The sequence below is a fragment of the Streptomyces sp. NPDC047022 genome (assembly GCF_040644155.1).
Lineage (GTDB): Bacteria > Actinomycetota > Actinomycetes > Streptomycetales > Streptomycetaceae > Streptomyces.
The window spans coordinates 151752-168814 of record NZ_JBEYVV010000013.1; the positions used below are offsets into that span (position 1 = coordinate 151752).

A 17063-nucleotide genomic window follows, 5' to 3' on the forward strand; every position below is an offset into this window, starting at 1 on the left:
GCGGCGGGTCAGAAGCCTCCGCCGAAGTCGCCGCTGTCGCCCCCGCCGAAGTCCCCTCCCCCGTCACCGAAGCCGCCGCCGAAGTCACCGGGGTCGAAATTCGCACCGGACTGATCGCCGCCCGTACCTCCGTCCATGCCACCGCCGAAGTCGCCGTAGCCGGACCCGTAGTCGGCGGCGTACGCCGGGGTGGACAGCGCGCTGCCCAGCAGGGTGCCGACCAGCAGCCCGGGCAGCATGCCTCCACCGAAGTAGCCGCCCGCCCAGGGGGCGTACGCAGGGCCCGCGTCCCAGTACGGGCGGCGGCCGTAGTCCGTGTCCACCTCGCGGATCATCGGGTCACGGCCGTCGGCAAGCCGAGCCTGGTCCGCCGCGCAGACCGGCACTTGGCGCGGGGCGCCGCCCGGGGGCGTCCAGGTCGCGTCGGCGACGGACGGTCCATGGCGCGGGTCGAAGAAGCAGGGAGCCCGGCGCTCCGGCAGCGGCCTGCCCTCGCGGCGGGCGGCCAGCAGCGCCAGGGAGAAGCGTCCGTCCTCCAGGGCCTGGGTCACGGCCTTGACGTCCTCGGGACGCTGCGCCGAGGTCATGAACGACTTCGCCCGCTCGTACGAGTCCAGGGCCCGCTCGTAGTCCGCGCGCATCGCGTCGTCCGCGCCCGGCTCCGCCGGGTGGAAGTCCAGCCGGTCCAGTTCCTCTCCGAACGCGGTGATGTCCTCGTCGACCACCACGCGCAGCCGTTCCAGCGCCGCCCGCTCCTCCTCTTCACGCCGGCGCCGGGAGCGGCGTACGAGCGCGTAGCCGCCCGCTCCGGCGGCCACGAGCACGACGGCGGCGGTGATCAGCCCGGCGGAGGAGACCCCATGGCCCCCGCCGGAGCCGCCCCAGCTGGACGGGGCGTGGCCCCGGAGATTGGCGAGGGCTCGGTCGGTGAAGTCGTTCAGCTGCGCCTTGGCGGACTCGCCCCGCACACTGGCGACCAGGTTCCGCACCGCTGTGCGCGGCATGACCGAGGAGTCGGCCCGCGCGTCGAAGCGGTCACCGAGGCGGACGCCGTAAAGGCCGGTGATGCCGGTGGCCGTGCGCAGGTCGGCGAACAGGTTCTGCGTCGGGTAGCCGGCGGGCAGGACAGCGATGAAGACCGGCTTGTCCGCGTTCTTGATCTTGTTCGCGAGCGCATCGGCGTCCGCGGTGGACAGCTGCCCGGAGGCGGCCGGATCGACGTACACCGGACTCTTGCGCAGTGCCGCGGCGACGGCCGAGACACCGGTGTCCGCGTGCGCGCTGGGCGCGCCGGTGGACAGGACCGTCAGTGCCGCCATGACCAGGGCCATCAGCGGTACGGCGAAGATGCGGATCAGTACTGCCCTCATATGTTCGACGCTACCCGAGGGCTCCCCTCGACCGCCCGCCCGGCCCCTCGCGGCCGGGCGGCACCGGCCTTGAGCCGGTGGATCCCCGTCACCGGTGTGGGCCGACCGGATGACGATCCGACGGTGAGGCCGGAATGTCAGCCCCGCTTCCGATATATCCCGTTTATATTTACGCCGCCGATCCGCATGCGCGATCCGTGCGAGTCGGAGCCGGGCAGCACGGGGCACCGAAAGAGCGGGATGAGGCGGCGAGGCGAGCATGTCGGGGCGGCCGTGGCCGCGGGGGTACTGCTCGCGGGGGCGGCGACGGCCCCGGCGTATGCGGTGACGAATGTGGCCTGTTCGACGGGGACCTGATCACGGCGATCAACAACGCCAACGCGGGCTCGGGCGACACCCTGGTCCTGACGTCGTACTGCGTCTACACCCTCACCGACGCCGACGGCTCACTGCCGACGATCAGGCAGCCGCTGATCATCCACGGCAACAACGCGACCATCCGCCGCGACCCGAACGGCTTCAACCTGTTCGACAGCAACATTCCCACCAACTGCCTCCTCAGCCCCCAACCCGTCACCGGCTGCGTCAACTGAGACGCGCCGCGTCGGTGAGGCTGGTCGCCGAGCCGATCGACCGGGGCCACTGGACAGTCCCAGTGGCCCCGGTCCAATGGCGCCCGGCGTCTTACTCGCGCCCTACGCCGCCCGGTACGCCTCGGTCAGCATCTCCACCGCTGCCGCGTACTTTGCGGTCAGGAGGAGATGGTCCGCGTCCGCGAACGGCTTGGCGAACGCCTCCGTGATCCCCGGTCCCGGACCCGATCCCGCCTTCTGCTGGACGAGGAGCCGGGCCCTGGCGACGATCTCCTCTCCCGCCCGTGCCGAGTGTGTCCTCTCGGCCACGGCCGCGGCGCGGCCGAGGGCCATCAGGGTCGCCGTACCTCCTTGCGGCACGTGGGTGAGCGTGGTCAGGCCCCAGCCGAAGGGGAACTGCGGATCGTACGAGGTGTCGCCGACGTTGATCGGCAGCTGGGTCTCGGACCTGGGCCAGGTGACCGGGAGCCGGCCGGTGAAGGGGCGCTTGCCGTAGAGGACGTCGGCCACGCCGTCGCCCTCGGTGCCCGGCAGCCAGGAGGCCACCAGCGCGTCGATCGAGCCGAGCCGGTCACCGATGAGCTGCGGACGGCCGGAGACGATCAGTACCGCGCACTTCATGGCGGCACACACCTTGTCCACCGCGGCCTGGTCGGCGGCGGACAGCCGGAGGTCATGGCCGTTGCCGACGTCGCCGACGCCCTCGGCGTAAGGAGTCTCGCCGACGACGACCACTCCGACGTCGTAGCCGGACGTGGGGGCGGAGGCGTCCTTGGAGTAGGTGATCGTCGCGTCCGGGGCGGCCCTGCGCATGCCCTGGAGGATGGTCGTGCCCTGGGTGTGGGTGCCGGACGCGCCCTGCCAGGTGATGGTCCAGCCGCCGGTCTGGTTGCCGAGGTCGTCGGCGTTGGACCCCGCGACGTACACCTTCTGGGTCTTCCTCAGCGGCAGGACACCGTTCGCGTTCTTCAGCAGCACCTGGGACTCGGCCGCCGCCTGGCGCGCCACGGTCCGGTGTGCGGCGGAGCCGATCCGCGCGGCACCGCTCGTGTCGGCGTACGGGTGCTCGAACAGTCCCAGCTTGAACTTCTGGGTGAGGATGCGGGAGACCGCGTCGTCGATCCGCTGCTCGCTGACGCGGCCCGCCTTCACCTCGCTGATCAGCGTCGAGGTGAAGTCCTTGTAGGAGTACGGCACCATCATCATGTCCACGCCCGCGTTGACCGCCGTGCGGACATGGGACGCGTAGTCGCCGGGGAGCTGGTCGATGGCGTTCCAGTCGCTGATGACGAAGCCGCCGAAGCCCATACGGCCCTTCAGGACCCCATTGATCATGTCGGCGCGGGCGTGCATCTTCACGGGCCCCTGTCCGTCGCCGATGATGTCGAGCGAGGAGTACGAGGGCATGACCGAGCCGATTCCACGGTCGACGGCGGTCCGGAACGGGGCAATGTGGACGGCCTCCAGCTGCTGCCTGGTGACCTTGGTGACTCCCTGGTCGATGGTGTAGGAGCCGGTGGTGGACGAGCCGTACTCCGTGCCGCCGTCGCCGACGAAGTGCTTGGCGGTGGCGAGGACCTTGTCGTTCCGGCTCAGGTCCCGTCCGTCGGAGCGTCCTTGGAGACCCTGGATGACCGTCTCCATCGACTGGACGAGCGCCGGATCCTCGCCGAAGGACTCGTAGCTGCGGCCCCAGCGCTCGTCACGGGAGACGCACAGGCAGGGGGCGAAGTCCCAGGGGATGCCGGTGGCGCGGACCTCACTGGCCGTCACCGCACCTGCGTTCTCGGCGAGTCGGGGATCTCGTGTCGCCCCGATGCCGATGTTGTGCGGCATGATCGTCGCGCCGGCGAGGTTGTTGTGGCCGTGGACAGCGTCGACGCCGTAGATGAGCGGGATCTGGAACCGTGTCGCCTGCGCCCTCAGCTGGAAGGAGTCGATCATCCGCGCCCAGGCATCGGGGGTGTTGGGCGTCGGGGTCGAACCGCCGCCGGACAGGAGCGAGCCGAGGGCGTAGCCCGCGATGTCACCCCCCGAGGTGAGCCCGGCGCGCTCGGCCTGGGTCATCTGACCGGCCTTCTCCTCCAGGGACATCCGGGAGACGAGGTCAGCGACGCGCTTCTTCACCGGCAGCCGGCTGTCCAGATACGGCAGCCCGTGGGCGTCGATGACGACCTGGGGGTTCTCGGCCGGGGCCTTGGCGCCGGTGACGGTCAGCTTCAGCGGAATCGTCCGGGCGGGCGCGGCGGCCTTGTCCCTGAGGGTGGGGATCTCAATCGTGCGGGTGTCCCCGGAGGCCGTTCCGGCGGGAAAGGTGAGGGTGCCGGTGACCGGGGTGTAGTCCTTGCCCGGCGCTGCCGTGCCGCCGACCGTCTCGTAGGTGACGGTCACAGGGTCGTCGATGGGGGCGGAGCCCGTGGTGGCCACGGAGACCTTCACCCGGGCCGTGCCGCCGCCCTTGACCGGGTACACGGCGGCGTCGGTGGTGACGGAGGCCCGCAGGGACTGGTCGGCCGCGCCGTACAGCTCGACGTCGTCCATGGCGAACTGCCCCTTGACCCCGACCGGGAGGGTGACGGCGTATCCCCACATCCGGGTCAGGCCGAGGACGTGGTCGATGCCGCCGACGGGCTGGTAGTCCGTGCGGTACACGAAGTCGGCGAAGGGGATCTCGATCTGCTTCCAGCCGGTGAAGTCGTCGGTGAAGGAGGTCGTCCACAGCTCCGACGCCTCGCCGTTCGCTCCGCCGTCCTTGATCTCGAAGGCGACCTTCTTGCCGTTGTCCTGGCCGTCCCACCAGAAGCGGATGCCCTTGTGGGCCGACCAGTCATGGGCGGGCACGCCCGCGGCGAAGTCGTGGGTGAAGCCGCCGTAGCCGCTGATGTCGTAGGTGCCGGTGAGCACCTTCGCGCCCTCCGGGGCGTCCGCGCGGTCGGCCAGATGCAGCGTGGGCGGGTCGTCGGCGTCGCTGCCCCAGGTGAAGATGCCGTCGGCGGGCTGGCCCGCGAAGGGCACCTCGCCCTCGAAGCGGTCGACGGGCACCGGGGGCGGCTCGCCGGCACCTGACGCCGTGCCGACGGCGGTCAGCGGGATCAGGGCGGTGAGCAGGGCGGCGGAGGCGAGCAGGGCGGTTCTTCGCATGGACCTTCCCTCTGGATTCAGCGGTCTCCTGGATTCAGCGGTCTCCGTGATCGGCTCAATTGACTTACGACTTAGATCACGGCGTGAGTTAACTGGGGTGCCCTCGAACCGTCAAGACTTCACGTCAGAACAGGTACAGACACAAGTCCCGTCTGAGTCAAGGGCGTTGTCTCTTCAGAATCTGAACGCACGCCCCCTTGACGGGCCCCGGCCGCCGTCATTTACTCACGCCTCGCACGCCTCCCTCCCCATCCCCCACCCCCAGAAGGGCGGCGCTCCATGAGAACTCCCCCACGCGCGACACGCATGCTTCTCGCCGGACTGCTGGCCACCGCCGGACTGACCCTCACGGGCACCGCGCCCGCCGCGCATGCCGCCCAGGAGCAGATCACGGCCTGGCTGACCACGACCGACGACACCGGCGGACGCCATGTCGTGCGGGGGCTCCAGGCGCAGACCCCGTTCGCCTTCCAGCCGGGCGGCAGCGGGGCAGGCGAGAACATCACCGTCGACGAGAACACCGGGTACCAGACGTTCACCGGCGGCGGGGCGTCCTTCACGGACTCCGCCGCCTGGCTGATGAACAGCAGCGGGGCGCTCTCACAGCAGACCCGGGACGCCACGATGCGCAAGCTGTTCTCGCCTGCGGAGGGGATCGGGCTGTCGTTCCTGCGCAACCCGATGGGCGCCTCGGACCTGGCGCGCTACGGCTACACCTACGACGACATGCCGGCCGGGCAGAGCGACCCGGACCTGACACGGTTCTCGATCGCGCATGACCTCGCGGACGTCGCCCCGCTGACGAAGCAGGCGCTCCGGCTCGATCCCTCGCTGACGGTCATGGCCACGCCCTGGACGGCGCCCGCCTGGATGAAGGACAGCGGCCGGCTCGACGGCGGCCGGCTCAAGGCCGAGGACTACGGGGTGTACGCGTCCTACTTCGTGAAATACCTCCAGGCGTACCGGGACCAGGGCATCCCCGTCTCGTACGTCTCGGCCCAGAACGAGCCGACCTGCTGTTCGGGCTATCCCTCGATGAGCTGGAACGCCTCCGGGCTCGCGTACTTCACCAAGAACGACCTGCTGCCCGGGCTCCAGGCGGCGGGCCTGTCCACGAAGGTGCTGGCGCACGACTGGAACTGGGACATGTACGGCGGCTACGCGGCGCAGACGGTGGACGACGCGGCGATCCGTTCCCACCCGAACTTCGGGGGGATCGCCTGGCACGGCTACGGCGGTGACGTGGCCGAGCAGACCACCGTCCACAACCAGTACCCACAGCTGGACGCCTTCGGCACGGAACACTCGGGCGGCACCTGGATCGCCGACCAGCAACGCGAGGACATGCTCGACATCGTGGACTACACGCGCAACTGGGCGAAGTCGGTGACGAAGTGGTCGCTCGCCGTGGACCAGAACCGGGGCCCGCACAACGGCGGCTGCGGCACGTGCAGCGGGCTGATCACCGTGCACAACGGGGACGCGCACAGCGGGACGGTGGATTACACGATCGAGTACTACACGATGGGCCATCTGACGAAGTTCGTGCGGCCGGGCGCGCAGCGCATCGCCTCGACGCCGAGTTCGACCGTGCCGAACGTGGCCTGGCGCAATCCGGACGGCTCGAAGGCGCTGATCGCGTACAACGGCTCGGCGTCGGCGAGGACGGTGACGATCGACTGGGGGACGCAGCATGCGACGTACTCGCTGCCGGGCAGGACGTCCGCGACGTTCACGTGGTCGGGTACGCAGTCGGGTGCCGGCGACCGGTCCGGTGAGTTCGTGGGTCTCGCGGGCAAGTGCCTGGACGTGGCGGGGGCGTCGAACGCCGATGGAACCGCGGTACAGCTCTACGACTGCAACGGGACGACCGCCCAGCGGTGGACGGTGAAGGGGGGCGGATCGGTGCAGGCCCTGGGCAAGTGCCTGGACGTGTCCGGGGGTTCCACGGCGGACGGGGCGAAGGTCCAGTTGTACGACTGCAATGGGACGGGGGCGCAGCGATGGTCGTACGACCCGTCGACGAGCGATGTGGTCGACGTCGCGGCGGACAAGTGCCTGGACGTGACGGACCAGTCGACCGTGAACGGGGCGCGGGCCCAGATCTGGTCGTGCACGGGAGCGGCGAACCAGAAGTGGCAGATGCGGTAGCGCGGTGGCCGGGACGGCGGCCGTCGGGCCCGGACGCACGGCCCGTGGCGGGTTCCGGGATCCCGCCACGGACCGCTGCCCGGCGCCTACTTCGCCGGTTCGGCCCCGGCCCGCAGCAGACCGTAGGTGTACGCGTCCTCCAGCGCCTGCCAGGACGCCGCGATCACGTTGTCCGCCACACCGACCGTGGACCACTCACCCTTGCCGTCCGAGGTCGAGATCAGCACCCGGGTCGTGGACTGTGTGCCGTGCTTGCCCTCCAGGATGCGGACCTTGTAGTCGACCAGGTCGAAGGTGGCCAGCTGGGGGTAGATCGCCTCCAGGGCGACCCGCAGCGCGCGGTCCAGTGCGTGCACCGGGCCGTTTCCCTCCGCCGTCGCGACGATGCGCTCGCTCTTCGCCCAGAGCTTGACCGTCGCCTCGTTGGCGTGGGTGCCGTCGGGGCGGTCCTCGACGATGGCCCGCCACGACTCCGTACGGAAGTAGCTGAGGGGGCGGCCCGCGACCTCGGCGCGCAGCAGCAGTTCGAAGGAGGCGTCGGCCGCCTCATAGGTGTAGCCCCGGAGCTCGCGCTCCTTCACCCGCTCCACGACCCGGCCGATCAGCTCCCGGTCGCCGCCGAGGTCGACGCCCAGCTCCTTGCCCTTGAGCTCGATGGACGCGCGGCCGGCCATGTCGGAGACCAGCATCCGCATGGTGTTGCCGACGAGCTCGGGGTCGATGTGCTGGTAGAGGTCCGGGTCGACCTTGATCGCGGAGGCGTGCAGGCCCGCCTTGTGCGCGAAGGCCGACAGGCCCACGTACGGCTGATGGGTGGAGGGGGTCAGGTTGACCACCTCTGCGATGGCGTGCGAGATGCGCGTCATGTCGCGGAGCCTGCCCTCGGGCAGCACCTTCTTGCCGTACTTCAGCTCCAGGGACGCGACCACCGGGAACAGGTTCGCGTTGCCGACCCGCTCGCCGTAGCCGTTCGCCGTGCACTGGACATGCGTGGCGCCCGCGTCCACCGCGGCCAGCGTGTTCGCCACCGCGCACCCCGTGTCGTCCTGGGCGTGGATACCGAGCCGGGCGCCCGTGTCGGCCAGGACCGTCGACACGACGGCGTGGATCTGGGCGGGGAGCATGCCGCCGTTCGTGTCACAGAGGATGACCACGTCCGCGCCCGCCTCGGATGCGGCGCGGACCACCGCCTTCGCGTACTCCGGGTTGGCCCGGTAGCCGTCGAAGAAGTGCTCGCAGTCCACGAAGACGCGGCGGCCCCGCGCCGTGAGATGGCCGACCGTGTCGCGGATCATCTCCAGGTTCTCGTCCAGAGTGGTGCGCAGGGCCAGCTCGACATGGCGGTCGTGGGACTTCGCGACCAGGGTGATCACCGGCGCGCCCGAGTCCAGCAGCGCCTTGACCTGCGGGTCCTCCGCCGCGCTTCCGCCGGCGCGGCGGGTCGCGCCGAAGGCTACGAGCCGCGCGTGCCGGAAGTCGATCTCCTCCTGGGCGCGGGCGAAGAACTCGGTGTCCCGCGGGTTGGCGCCGGGCCAGCCGCCCTCGATGAAGCCCACGCCGAAGTCGTCCAGGTACCGTGCGATGGCCAGCTTGTCCGCGACGGTGAGGTTGATGCCCTCGCGCTGCGCGCCGTCGCGCAGCGTCGTGTCGAAGACGTGGAAGGAATCGTCTAGCTCGCTGGTTGCCGTCATGGTCTCAAGGCTCCTGTGTTGGATCTCGGTCTACCGGAATGACCGGCTCCACCATCCCCCCATGGTCCCTCGCGCGAGCCTTCTGGCTGAAGGTGGGCCAGAAAACGAAAAACCTCTCGCGGGTGCGAGAGGTCTGCGCGCGGGTCGAGGACGACGGTGGCCGCCCGTACGTGGTCGTACGTGGCGGTCACTGCGGACCGGCGCGCCTGCTGCCAATAATCATGGCGAACGAGAGCACGGGGGAAGTTTGGCACATGGCGCTTGCCGCGCTCACCGGTGTCTCAGGATGCGGGCGCCCATGACCACGCCCGGGGTTGCCCCCGGTCCGGCCCCTTGGCACCTGCGGGTGCGTTGGGGGGTTGCGCAGTTCCCCGCGCCCCTGTCTGCCGGCTTCCGCCCGTCGTCACCCGCGGGTGCGTGGAGGGTTTGCGCAGTTCCCCGCGCCCCCGATCACCGGCCTCCGCCCGTCCTCACCCGCGGGTGCGTGGGGGTTTTGCGCAGTTCCCCGCGCCCCCGAATGCCGGGCTTCTGCGCGTCGCAAAGTGCGGGTGCGTCGTGGCTGTCGCGCGGTTGCCCGCGAACCTGTCAGCTCGCTTCGCGTGCAGAATCCGCAGGGCACCCGCTGGATGCGCGCGAAGCGCGCTCTCAAGGGGCGCGGGGAACTGCGCGAGCAACCACAACACACCCGCAGGTGACGACGCGCGCTCGCCCGGCGCGGCGTGTTACGACAGCGGGTGCATCCAGCCGTGCTCGTCCGGACGGACACCCCGCTGGAGGTCCAGCAGAGCCTCCCGCAGCCGCAGGGTGACCTCCCCGGGCTCACCCCCCGACTGCTTCCACTCCGCCCCCGTACGGGCAACGGTGCCGACCGGGGTGATGACCGCCGCGGTGCCGCAGGCGAAGACCTCCGTGAGCGTGCCGTTCTCGGAGTCGGCCTGCCACTGGTCGACGGAGACCCGGGCCTCCTCGGCCTCGTAACCGAGGTCCCGGGCCACGGTGAGAAGGGAGTCACGGGTGACACCCTCCAGGAGCGAGCCGGTCAGCGCCGGGGTCACGATCTTGTTGCCGTACACGAAGAACAGGTTCATGCCGCCCAGTTCCTCGACCCACTTGTGCTCCACGGCGTCGAGGTAGCAGACCTGGTCGCAGCCCTTGGCCGCGGCCTCGGCCTGGGCGAGCAGGGATGCCGCGTAGTTGCCGCCGGTCTTGGCGTCACCCATGCCTCCGGGGACGGCGCGGACACGGTCCTCGGAGATCCAGATGGAGACCGGCTTGACCCCGCCCGCGAAGTACGCGCCCGCCGGGGAGGCGATCACCAGGAAGAGGTACTCGTTGGCGGGCTTCACACCGAGGCCGACCTCGGTGGCGATCATGAACGGGCGCAGATAGAGGGACTGCTCGCCGCCGTGCGCGGGCACCCATTCCTGGTCCTGCTGGACGATGGCGTCACACGCCTCGATGAACATCTCGACCGGCAGCTCGGGCATGCCGAGGCGATGGGCGGAGCGCTGGAAGCGCCGGGCGTTCATCTCGGGGCGGAAGGTCGCGACCGAGCCGTCGGGCTGGCGGTACGCCTTGAGACCCTCGAAGATCTCCTGCGCGTAGTGCAGGGTCATGTTGGCGGGGTCGAGGGAGAGCGGGCCGTACGGGACGAGCTGGCCGTCGTGCCAGCCCCGGCCCTCGGTCCACTTGATCGTCACCATGTGGTCGGTGAAGTGGCGGCCGAACCCGGGGTTGGCCAGGATCGCCTTCCGCTCCGCGTCGGAGAGCGGGTTGGCGGAGGGCTTCAGCTCGATCGTGGGCGTCGTCATGTGTGGTTGTCCTTCACCGGTTGTGGAGACGGGCCGCGCTCACGTCCGTATCGCCCGTGGCGGGTGCATGGACGTCCGAGCATTCCCTCATATCGCGGCTCCTCGTTCGATTATCGCAAGCGGGGAACCGATCGGAGGTCCCCCGTGCGGCATACCGCGCCGGGATTTAAGGGAGAAAACGCAGCGAATGCGGTCCTTTTGGATTGCCAGAGATGGGAAGAGAGTCACCACCCGGCGAAGGCACACGAAAGCCGCCGGGTGTCGTACGACCCGGCGGCGTTCTCAGTGGATGTGAGCGCGGCCGGGTCAGCCGGCTACTCGTGCGGCGAGCGCGTCGCCGATCTCGTCGGTGGTGCGGGCGGGCTTGCCCACGCGCTCCGCGAGGTCGGCGGAGACGGCCTCCTCGATACGGGCGGCCTCGGACTCATGGCCGAGGTGGCGCAGCAGGAGGGCGACCGACAGGACCGTGGCCGACGGGTCGGCCTTGCCCTGGCCCGCGATGTCGGGCGCGGAGCCGTGCACGGGCTCGAACATCGACGGGAACTCGCCGGACGGGTTGATGTTGCCGGAGGCGGCGACGCCGATTCCGCCGGAGATGGCGGCGGCCAGGTCGGTGATGATGTCGCCGAAGAGGTTGTCGGTGACGATCACGTCGAAGCGCTCGGGCTGGGTGACGAGGTAGATGGTCGCCGCGTCCACGTGCATGTACTCGGTGGTGACCTCGGGGAACTCCTCGCCCACCCGGTTGAAGATGTCCGTCCACAGGTGACCGGCGTGCACCAGCACATTGTTCTTGTGGACGAGGGCCAGCTTCTTGCGGGGGCGGTCCTGTGCGCGGGCGTAGGCGTCGCGCACGACGCGCTCGATGCCGAAGGCGGTGTTGAGGGAGACCTCGGTCGCGACCGCGTGGGGCGTGCCCGTGCGGATGGTGCCGCCGTTGCCCGTATACGGGCCCTCGGTGCCCTCACGGACCACGACGAAGTCGATCTCGGGCTGACCCGCCAGGGGGGTCTGGACGCCCGGCAGCAGCTTCGAGGGGCGCAGGTTGACGTGGTGGTCGAAGGCGAAACGGAGCTTGAGCAGGAAGCCGCGTTCCAGGACACCGGAGGGCACGGACGGGTCACCGATCGCGCCGAGCAGGATCGCGTCGTGCTGCCGCAGCTGCTCCAGGTCGGCGTCGGTGAGGGTCTCACCGGTGGCCTGGTAGCGCCGGGCGCCGAAGTCGTACTCCTTGGTCTCCAGCTTCACATCCTGCGGGAGAGCGGCGGAGAGGACCTTGAGTCCCTGGGCCACGACCTCCTGGCCGATGCCGTCACCGGGAATCACTGCGAGGTTGATGCTGCGCGACATGACGGCACCGTACTCCTTGTCCCATGGGATGACACGGCACGTCCGCCATACGGACATGCCGTGCCGTCGTCAGGGTGTCGCTCAGTGGCCGGTCTCGCCGCCGTTGTCACGGCGGTCGAGGGCGCGCTGGAGTGCGGCGGCGGCCTTGCGGCGGTCGGTGTCGGCGGTACGGGAAACGTGACGGACTCGGCGGCTGGCGGTCGTCTCGGCCATGGGAAATCGACTCCTTCGAAGAACCAGGGAGCACGGAAAGGGGGAGACGCCGGTGGGCGGGGAGCGGTGCCGCAGGGGTTACCTGCACAGGGCCCGGCTCATGACCGCCATTCGCTTGATCGAGCGAAACGTTCGGCTCCTACAACGCTAAGACAGGAGCGCGCATCTGTCTCCACAGTTACTCGGACTTCCTACTATCTGAGACAGCCGGACATATCGGACACATATGCGACCGCCCCCGGCCCGGGTGTCGGGACCCGGGGCGGGGGCGGTGGGCAGTACTCGGAGTGGGGCGTCAGCCCATGTGCGGGTACGTGTAGTCCGTCGGCGGGACCAGCGTCTCCTTGATGGCGCGGGTGAGGGTCCAGCGCAGCAGGTTCTGCGGGGCGCCCGCCTTGTCGTTGGTGCCGGAGGAACGGCCGCCGCCGAAGGGCTGCTGGCCGACGACGGCGCCGGTCGACTTGTCGTTGATGTAGAAGTTGCCGGCCGCGTAGCGGAGCTTCTCCATCGTGTACGCGGCCGCCGCGCGGTCGTTCGAGACGACCGAGCCGGTGAGCGCGTAGTCCGACACCGACTCCATCTGGGTCAGCATCTCGTCGTACTTCTCGTCTTCGTAGACGTGCACGGCGAGGAAGGGGCCGAAGTACTCCGTACGGAAGACCTCGTTCTCGGGGTCGGTGCACTCGACGACGGTCGGGCGGACGAAGTAGCCCACCGAGTCGTCGTAGGAGCCGCCCGCGACGATCGTGCAGGTCGGGTCCTCCTTGGCACGGTCGATCGCTGCCTTGTTCTTGGCGAACGCACGGTCGTCGATGACGGCGCCGATGAAGTTCGACAGGTCGGTGACATCACCCATGGTGAGGTAGTCGACCTCGGCGGCGAACTCCTCCTTGAAGCCCGAGTTCCAGATGGAGGCCGGGACGTAGGCGCGCGAGGTGGCGCTGCACTTCTGGCCCTGGTACTCGAAGGCGCCGCGCGTCAGCGCCGTCTTGAGGACCGCGCGGTCGGCGCTCGGGTGGGCGACCAGGAAGTCCTTGCCACCGGTCTCGCCGACCAGACGCGGATAGGAACGGTACTTCTCGATGTTGTTGCCGATCGTCTTCCACAGGTACTGGAAGGTCTTGGTCGAGCCGGTGAAGTGGATACCGGCCAGGTCGCGGTGCTCCAAGGCGACCTTGGAGACCTCGACGCCGTCGCCGGTGACGAGGTTGATGACGCCCTTGGGCAGGCCGGCCTCCTCCAGGAGCTGCATCAGCAGCACGGCGGCGTGGGTCTGCGTCGGGGACGGCTTCCAGACCACGACATTGCCCATCAGGGCCGGAGCGGTGGGCAGGTTGGCCGCGATCGCGCTGAAGTTGAACGGCGTGATCGCGTAGACGAAGCCCTCCAGCGGGCGGTGGTCGAGGCGGTTCCACACACCCGGGGAGTTGGCCGGGGGCTGCTCGGCCAGGATCTGGCGGGCGTAGTGGACGTTGAAGCGCCAGAAGTCGACCAGCTCGCAGGGGCTGTCGATCTCGGCCTGCTGGGCGGTCTTCGACTGGCCGAGCATGGTGGAGGCCGCGATGGTCTCGCGCCAGGGGCCGGCGAGCAGCTCGGCGGCGCGCAGGATGATCGCGGCGCGGTCGTCGAAGGACATCGCGCGCCATGCCGGGGCGGCGGCCAGGGCGGCGTCGATGGCGTCCTGGGCGTCCTGCTGGGTGGCGTTGCGCAGCGTGCCGAGGACGGCCTTGTGGTTGTGCGGCTGCACGACCTGGAACGGCTCGCCGCCGCCCATGCGCTTCTCGCCGCCGATGGTCATCGGCAGGTCGACGGGGTTCTCGGCCAGCTCCTTGAGCTTGGCCTCCAGCCGGGCGCGCTCGGGCGAACCGGGGGCGTAGCCGTGCACCGGCTCGTTGACGGGCGTGGGGACCTGGGTCACAGCGTCCATGAGATCCGTAACTCTCCTTGATTGAGCGGTGTGTGTGAGGCTCAGCCCTTGCTGACCATCGAGCGGACAAAGAACCGGAGGTTCGCCGGCTTCTCGGCGAGGCGGCGCATGAAGTAGCCGTACCAGTCGGTGCCGTAGGCGGTGTACACGCGCATGCGGTGGCCCTCGGCGGCGAGCCGGAGGTGCTCGTCGCTGCGGATGCCGTACAGCATCTGGAACTCGTACTCGGACGGCTTGCGCCCGGCGCGCCGGGCGAGCTCCTGTGCGATGGAGATCAGCCGGGGGTCGTGGGAACCGATCATCGGGTATCCCTCGCCCTCCATGAGGGTCTTCAGGATGCGGACGTACGCCTTGTCGATCTCGGACTTCTGCTGGTACGCGACCGACGCGGGCTCCTTGTACGCCCCCTTCACGATACGCACGCGGCTGCCGCTCGCGGCAAGGCGGCGGGCGTCCTCCTCGGTGCGGTAGAGGTAGGCCTGGATCACGCAGCCCGTCTGCGGGAAGTCCTTCCGCAGCTCCTCGTGGATGGCGAACATCGAGTCGAGGGTGGTGTGGTCCTCGGCGTCGAGCGTGACCGTCGTCCCGATGGCGGCGGCGGCCTCCACGACGGGGCGGACGTTGGCGAGGGCCAGCTCATGGCCGCCCTCCAGCGCCTGTCCGAACATGGAGAGCTTGACCGACATCTCGGCCTTCGTGCCGAGGTCCAGCTGCCCGAGACGGCCGATCAGCTTCAGGTAGGCGTCGCGGGCCGTCGTGGCCTGCTCCGGGGTCGTGATGTCCTCACCGACGACGTCCATCGTGAGTTCGAGGCCCTTGCCGGTGAGGTCCTCGATGATCGGGACGATCTCGTCCACGGTCTCGCCGGGGATGAAGCGGTCTACGACCTGCTTGGTCACCGGCGCCGCCGAGATCAGTCGGCGCATCCGGTCGCTGCGCGACGCGGCGAGAATCACGGGACCCAGCACGGGGCACCTCCACAAGGGCAACAGGAGGCCGAATCCCGACGATTCGGGTACGGCACGGAGAACCACCGTGAAACCTAAGGATCCCTCCGATGGTCTGCCACCGACAGCTGTCACGCATCCGTGCCCTGGATCTCAGACATCTGTATGAGAGCGGTGGGACAATGCGGGAGAATGCCCGTGTGGCGGATGTTTTCAAGGCGGGCCGGGGCGACTACCAGGAGCTCGTGGACGAGATCTCGGCGCTGCTCGGCGCGCCCGCGACCCTCGAGAACCGCGACTTCGAGCTGATCGCCTTCGCCGCCTACGACAGCGACGGGGAGTTCGACGCCGCGTCCCTCGACCCGGTGCGCACCCGCTCGATCCTCACCCGCCGCTCCACGGCGGCGGTGCGCCGCTGGTTCGAGGGCTTCGGCATCGCGCGGGCCACCGGTCCCGTGCGCATTCCGCCCACTCCGGAGGCGGGGGTCTACCGGGGAAGAATCTGTCTGCCGGTACGCCATCGGGGTGTCGTCCTCGGCTATGTCTGGCTGCTGGCCGACGAGCCCGGACCCTCCGAGCGGCAGCTGTCGGCGGCCATGGAGATCGCCTCCCGAATCGGCGCGCTGCTCGCGGACGAGGCGCAGGCCGGCGCGGATCTTACGCGCGAGCTGCGCGCGGTGCTCACGGCGGAGCGGGGCTGGCAGCAGGAGATGGCGCTCGCGGAACTGCGGACCGCGCTCGGCACACGCGCCGACGGGCTGCACACGGTGGTCTGTGTCGCCCCCTGGCCCTCGGACGACCCCGACGAGGCGCCTTCCGTCCGTACGCTGCCGGCCGCGACCGCGCTGTGCGCGGTGCCGTGGGACGGGCAGGGCCAGTGCCTGGCCGTGCTGGTGCGGCTTCGCTCGGCCCAGGTGCTGACTCCGGCGCTGGGCGCCGCCGCCCGGCTGCTGCGGGAGGCTGAGGGTCCCCGTGCCGCTGCCGGGGTTGCCGATGCGCGCCTCGGCCTGGCCGAGCTGGGCGCCGCCTGGCAGGAGGCGTCGGGGGCGGCCCGTGCGGCGCTGGCGGAGCCCCGGCTGGGCCCGGTGGCCGAGTGGACGTCCATCGGGCCGTACCGTCTGCTGACCGCGCTCCCTCCCGACGCCGGCCAGGACCCGGCCGTACGCGCGCTGCTCTCCCCCGCCCACCGCGAACTCGCCCACACGGCGGAGGTGTTCCTGGACTGCGCGGGGCAGGCCGGGCGCACGGCCGCCGCGCTGGGCATCCATCGGCAGACGCTGTACTACCGTCTGTCGCGCGTCGAGCAGCTGACCGGCCTGGACCTGGACGACGGCGAGGCCCGCCTGCTGCTGCACATGGCGCTGAAGAGCGCGCGGCTCAAGGGCCCTGATCCGGCCTGATCCGAACGAAGGACCCTGGTGCTGCGGCAGGCAACACTAGTGCCGCACCAGGCAACGTTCGCCCCGTCGCGACGCCCGGCACGCTCCCCCAAGCTCTTCGAGCAGGGGGTACCCCCACTCGCCGCACCGGCCGAAAGCCCAAGTACATCCAGTACGAGGGCTTCCGGCCGGCACGCCGAGAGCACGCGCCCCCAAGCTCTCGGCTCCGCTCGAGCAGGGGGGACCCCCATGACGCCGCTCCTCAACGGGCAAACGTTGCCTGCCGCGGCACTAGTAGATCGTCGCGGCTAAGGATTGTTCTGGTTGGTGGAGTTGGGGTCGGGCAAGCTCCCTTTGTCGTTTCCGTTCGACCGGGCAGGGGTGCCGTGTCCTCACAGAAGAAGTATCCGGTTGCGTTGAGTGCCGAAGATCGTCTGGCGTTGGTGCGCGTGACGACGACGGGGGTCCGCAGCGCGTCGATGATCAGGCG

Annotated in this window: 11 protein-coding genes; 3 read left to right on the top strand and 8 right to left on the bottom strand. The window is 69.9% G+C overall.

All coding sequences use genetic code 11. The features are described 5' to 3' along the window. Positions 1-8: 8 nt before the first annotated feature. Positions 9-1370, bottom strand: a complete 1362-nt coding sequence (locus ABZ845_RS16765; protein WP_360979436.1) for a hypothetical protein — start codon at positions 1368-1370, stop codon at positions 9-11. Between the two features lie 197 nt (positions 1371-1567). Between ABZ845_RS16765 and ABZ845_RS16770 the strand changes: the two genes are divergently transcribed. Continuing rightward, a complete protein-coding gene (locus ABZ845_RS16770; protein ID WP_360979439.1) occupies positions 1568-1963 on the top strand; it encodes a hypothetical protein in 396 nt (131 codons plus the stop codon). A gap of 102 nt (positions 1964-2065) precedes the next feature. On the opposite strand, the gene ABZ845_RS16775 is transcribed toward ABZ845_RS16770, so the two are convergent. Continuing rightward, positions 2066-5104 carry a glycoside hydrolase family 3 N-terminal domain-containing protein gene (locus ABZ845_RS16775; protein ID WP_360979442.1) on the bottom strand — a complete coding sequence of 1013 codons (3039 nt, stop codon included), beginning with the start codon at positions 5102-5104 and terminating at the stop codon, positions 2066-2068. 279 nt (positions 5105-5383) lie between these two features. Between ABZ845_RS16775 and ABZ845_RS16780 the strand changes: the two genes are divergently transcribed. Further along, positions 5384-7255, top strand: a complete 1872-nt coding sequence (locus tag ABZ845_RS16780) for a ricin-type beta-trefoil lectin domain protein (RefSeq protein WP_360979445.1) — start codon at positions 5384-5386, stop codon at positions 7253-7255. An 86-nt stretch (positions 7256-7341) separates the two neighbouring features. On the opposite strand, the gene cimA is transcribed toward ABZ845_RS16780, so the two are convergent. From cimA to ABZ845_RS16810, 6 genes are all read right to left on the bottom strand, one after another. After that, positions 7342-8946, bottom strand: a complete 1605-nt coding sequence (gene cimA / locus ABZ845_RS16785; RefSeq protein WP_360979448.1) for a citramalate synthase — start codon at positions 8944-8946, stop codon at positions 7342-7344. Between the two features lie 722 nt (positions 8947-9668). Continuing rightward, a complete protein-coding gene (locus ABZ845_RS16790; protein WP_360979451.1) occupies positions 9669-10757 on the bottom strand; it encodes a branched-chain amino acid aminotransferase in 1089 nt (362 codons plus the stop codon). 306 nt (positions 10758-11063) lie between these two features. Further along, positions 11064-12107, bottom strand: coding sequence for a 3-isopropylmalate dehydrogenase (locus ABZ845_RS16795; protein ID WP_360979454.1), 1044 nt, complete (start codon positions 12105-12107; stop codon positions 11064-11066). Between the two features lie 81 nt (positions 12108-12188). Continuing rightward, positions 12189-12320, bottom strand: a complete 132-nt coding sequence (locus tag ABZ845_RS16800; RefSeq protein ID WP_360979457.1) for a hypothetical protein — start codon at positions 12318-12320, stop codon at positions 12189-12191. Positions 12321-12615: 295 nt separating this feature from the next. Continuing rightward, entirely contained in the window at positions 12616-14247 is a 1632-nt protein-coding gene (pruA, locus tag ABZ845_RS16805) for an L-glutamate gamma-semialdehyde dehydrogenase (protein WP_360979460.1), read from the bottom strand. Positions 14248-14288: 41 nt separating this feature from the next. Continuing rightward, positions 14289-15215: a proline dehydrogenase family protein gene (locus ABZ845_RS16810; RefSeq protein WP_360979463.1), complete on the bottom strand. Its 927-nt coding sequence runs from the start codon at positions 15213-15215 to the stop codon at positions 14289-14291. Positions 15216-15376: 161 nt separating this feature from the next. Between ABZ845_RS16810 and ABZ845_RS16815 the strand changes: the two genes are divergently transcribed. Next, complete coding sequence (locus ABZ845_RS16815) at positions 15377-16594, top strand: helix-turn-helix domain-containing protein (protein ID WP_360979466.1); 1218 nt, start codon at positions 15377-15379, stop codon at positions 16592-16594. The last annotated feature ends 469 nt before the right edge of the window (positions 16595-17063 follow it).

Bases quoted from the DNA above. Each gene is read 5' to 3' on its own strand.
- cimA (WP_360979448.1), bottom strand. From the start codon at position 8,946: ATGACGGCAACCAGCGAGCTAGACGATTCCTTCCACGTCTTCGACACG.
- pruA (WP_360979460.1), bottom strand. From the start codon at position 14,247: ATGGACGCTGTGACCCAGGTCCCCACGCCCGTCAACGAGCCGGTGCAC.
- ABZ845_RS16790 (WP_360979451.1), bottom strand. From the start codon at position 10,757: ATGACGACGCCCACGATCGAGCTGAAGCCCTCCGCCAACCCGCTCTCC.
- ABZ845_RS16795 (WP_360979454.1), bottom strand. From the start codon at position 12,107: ATGTCGCGCAGCATCAACCTCGCAGTGATTCCCGGTGACGGCATCGGC.
- ABZ845_RS16800 (WP_360979457.1), bottom strand. From the start codon at position 12,320: ATGGCCGAGACGACCGCCAGCCGCCGAGTCCGTCACGTTTCCCGTACC.
- ABZ845_RS16775 (WP_360979442.1), bottom strand. From the start codon at position 5,104: ATGCGAAGAACCGCCCTGCTCGCCTCCGCCGCCCTGCTCACCGCCCTG.
- ABZ845_RS16780 (WP_360979445.1), top strand. From the start codon at position 5,384: ATGAGAACTCCCCCACGCGCGACACGCATGCTTCTCGCCGGACTGCTG.
- ABZ845_RS16765 (WP_360979436.1), bottom strand. From the start codon at position 1,370: ATGAGGGCAGTACTGATCCGCATCTTCGCCGTACCGCTGATGGCCCTG.
- ABZ845_RS16815 (WP_360979466.1), top strand. From the start codon at position 15,377: ATGCGGGAGAATGCCCGTGTGGCGGATGTTTTCAAGGCGGGCCGGGGC.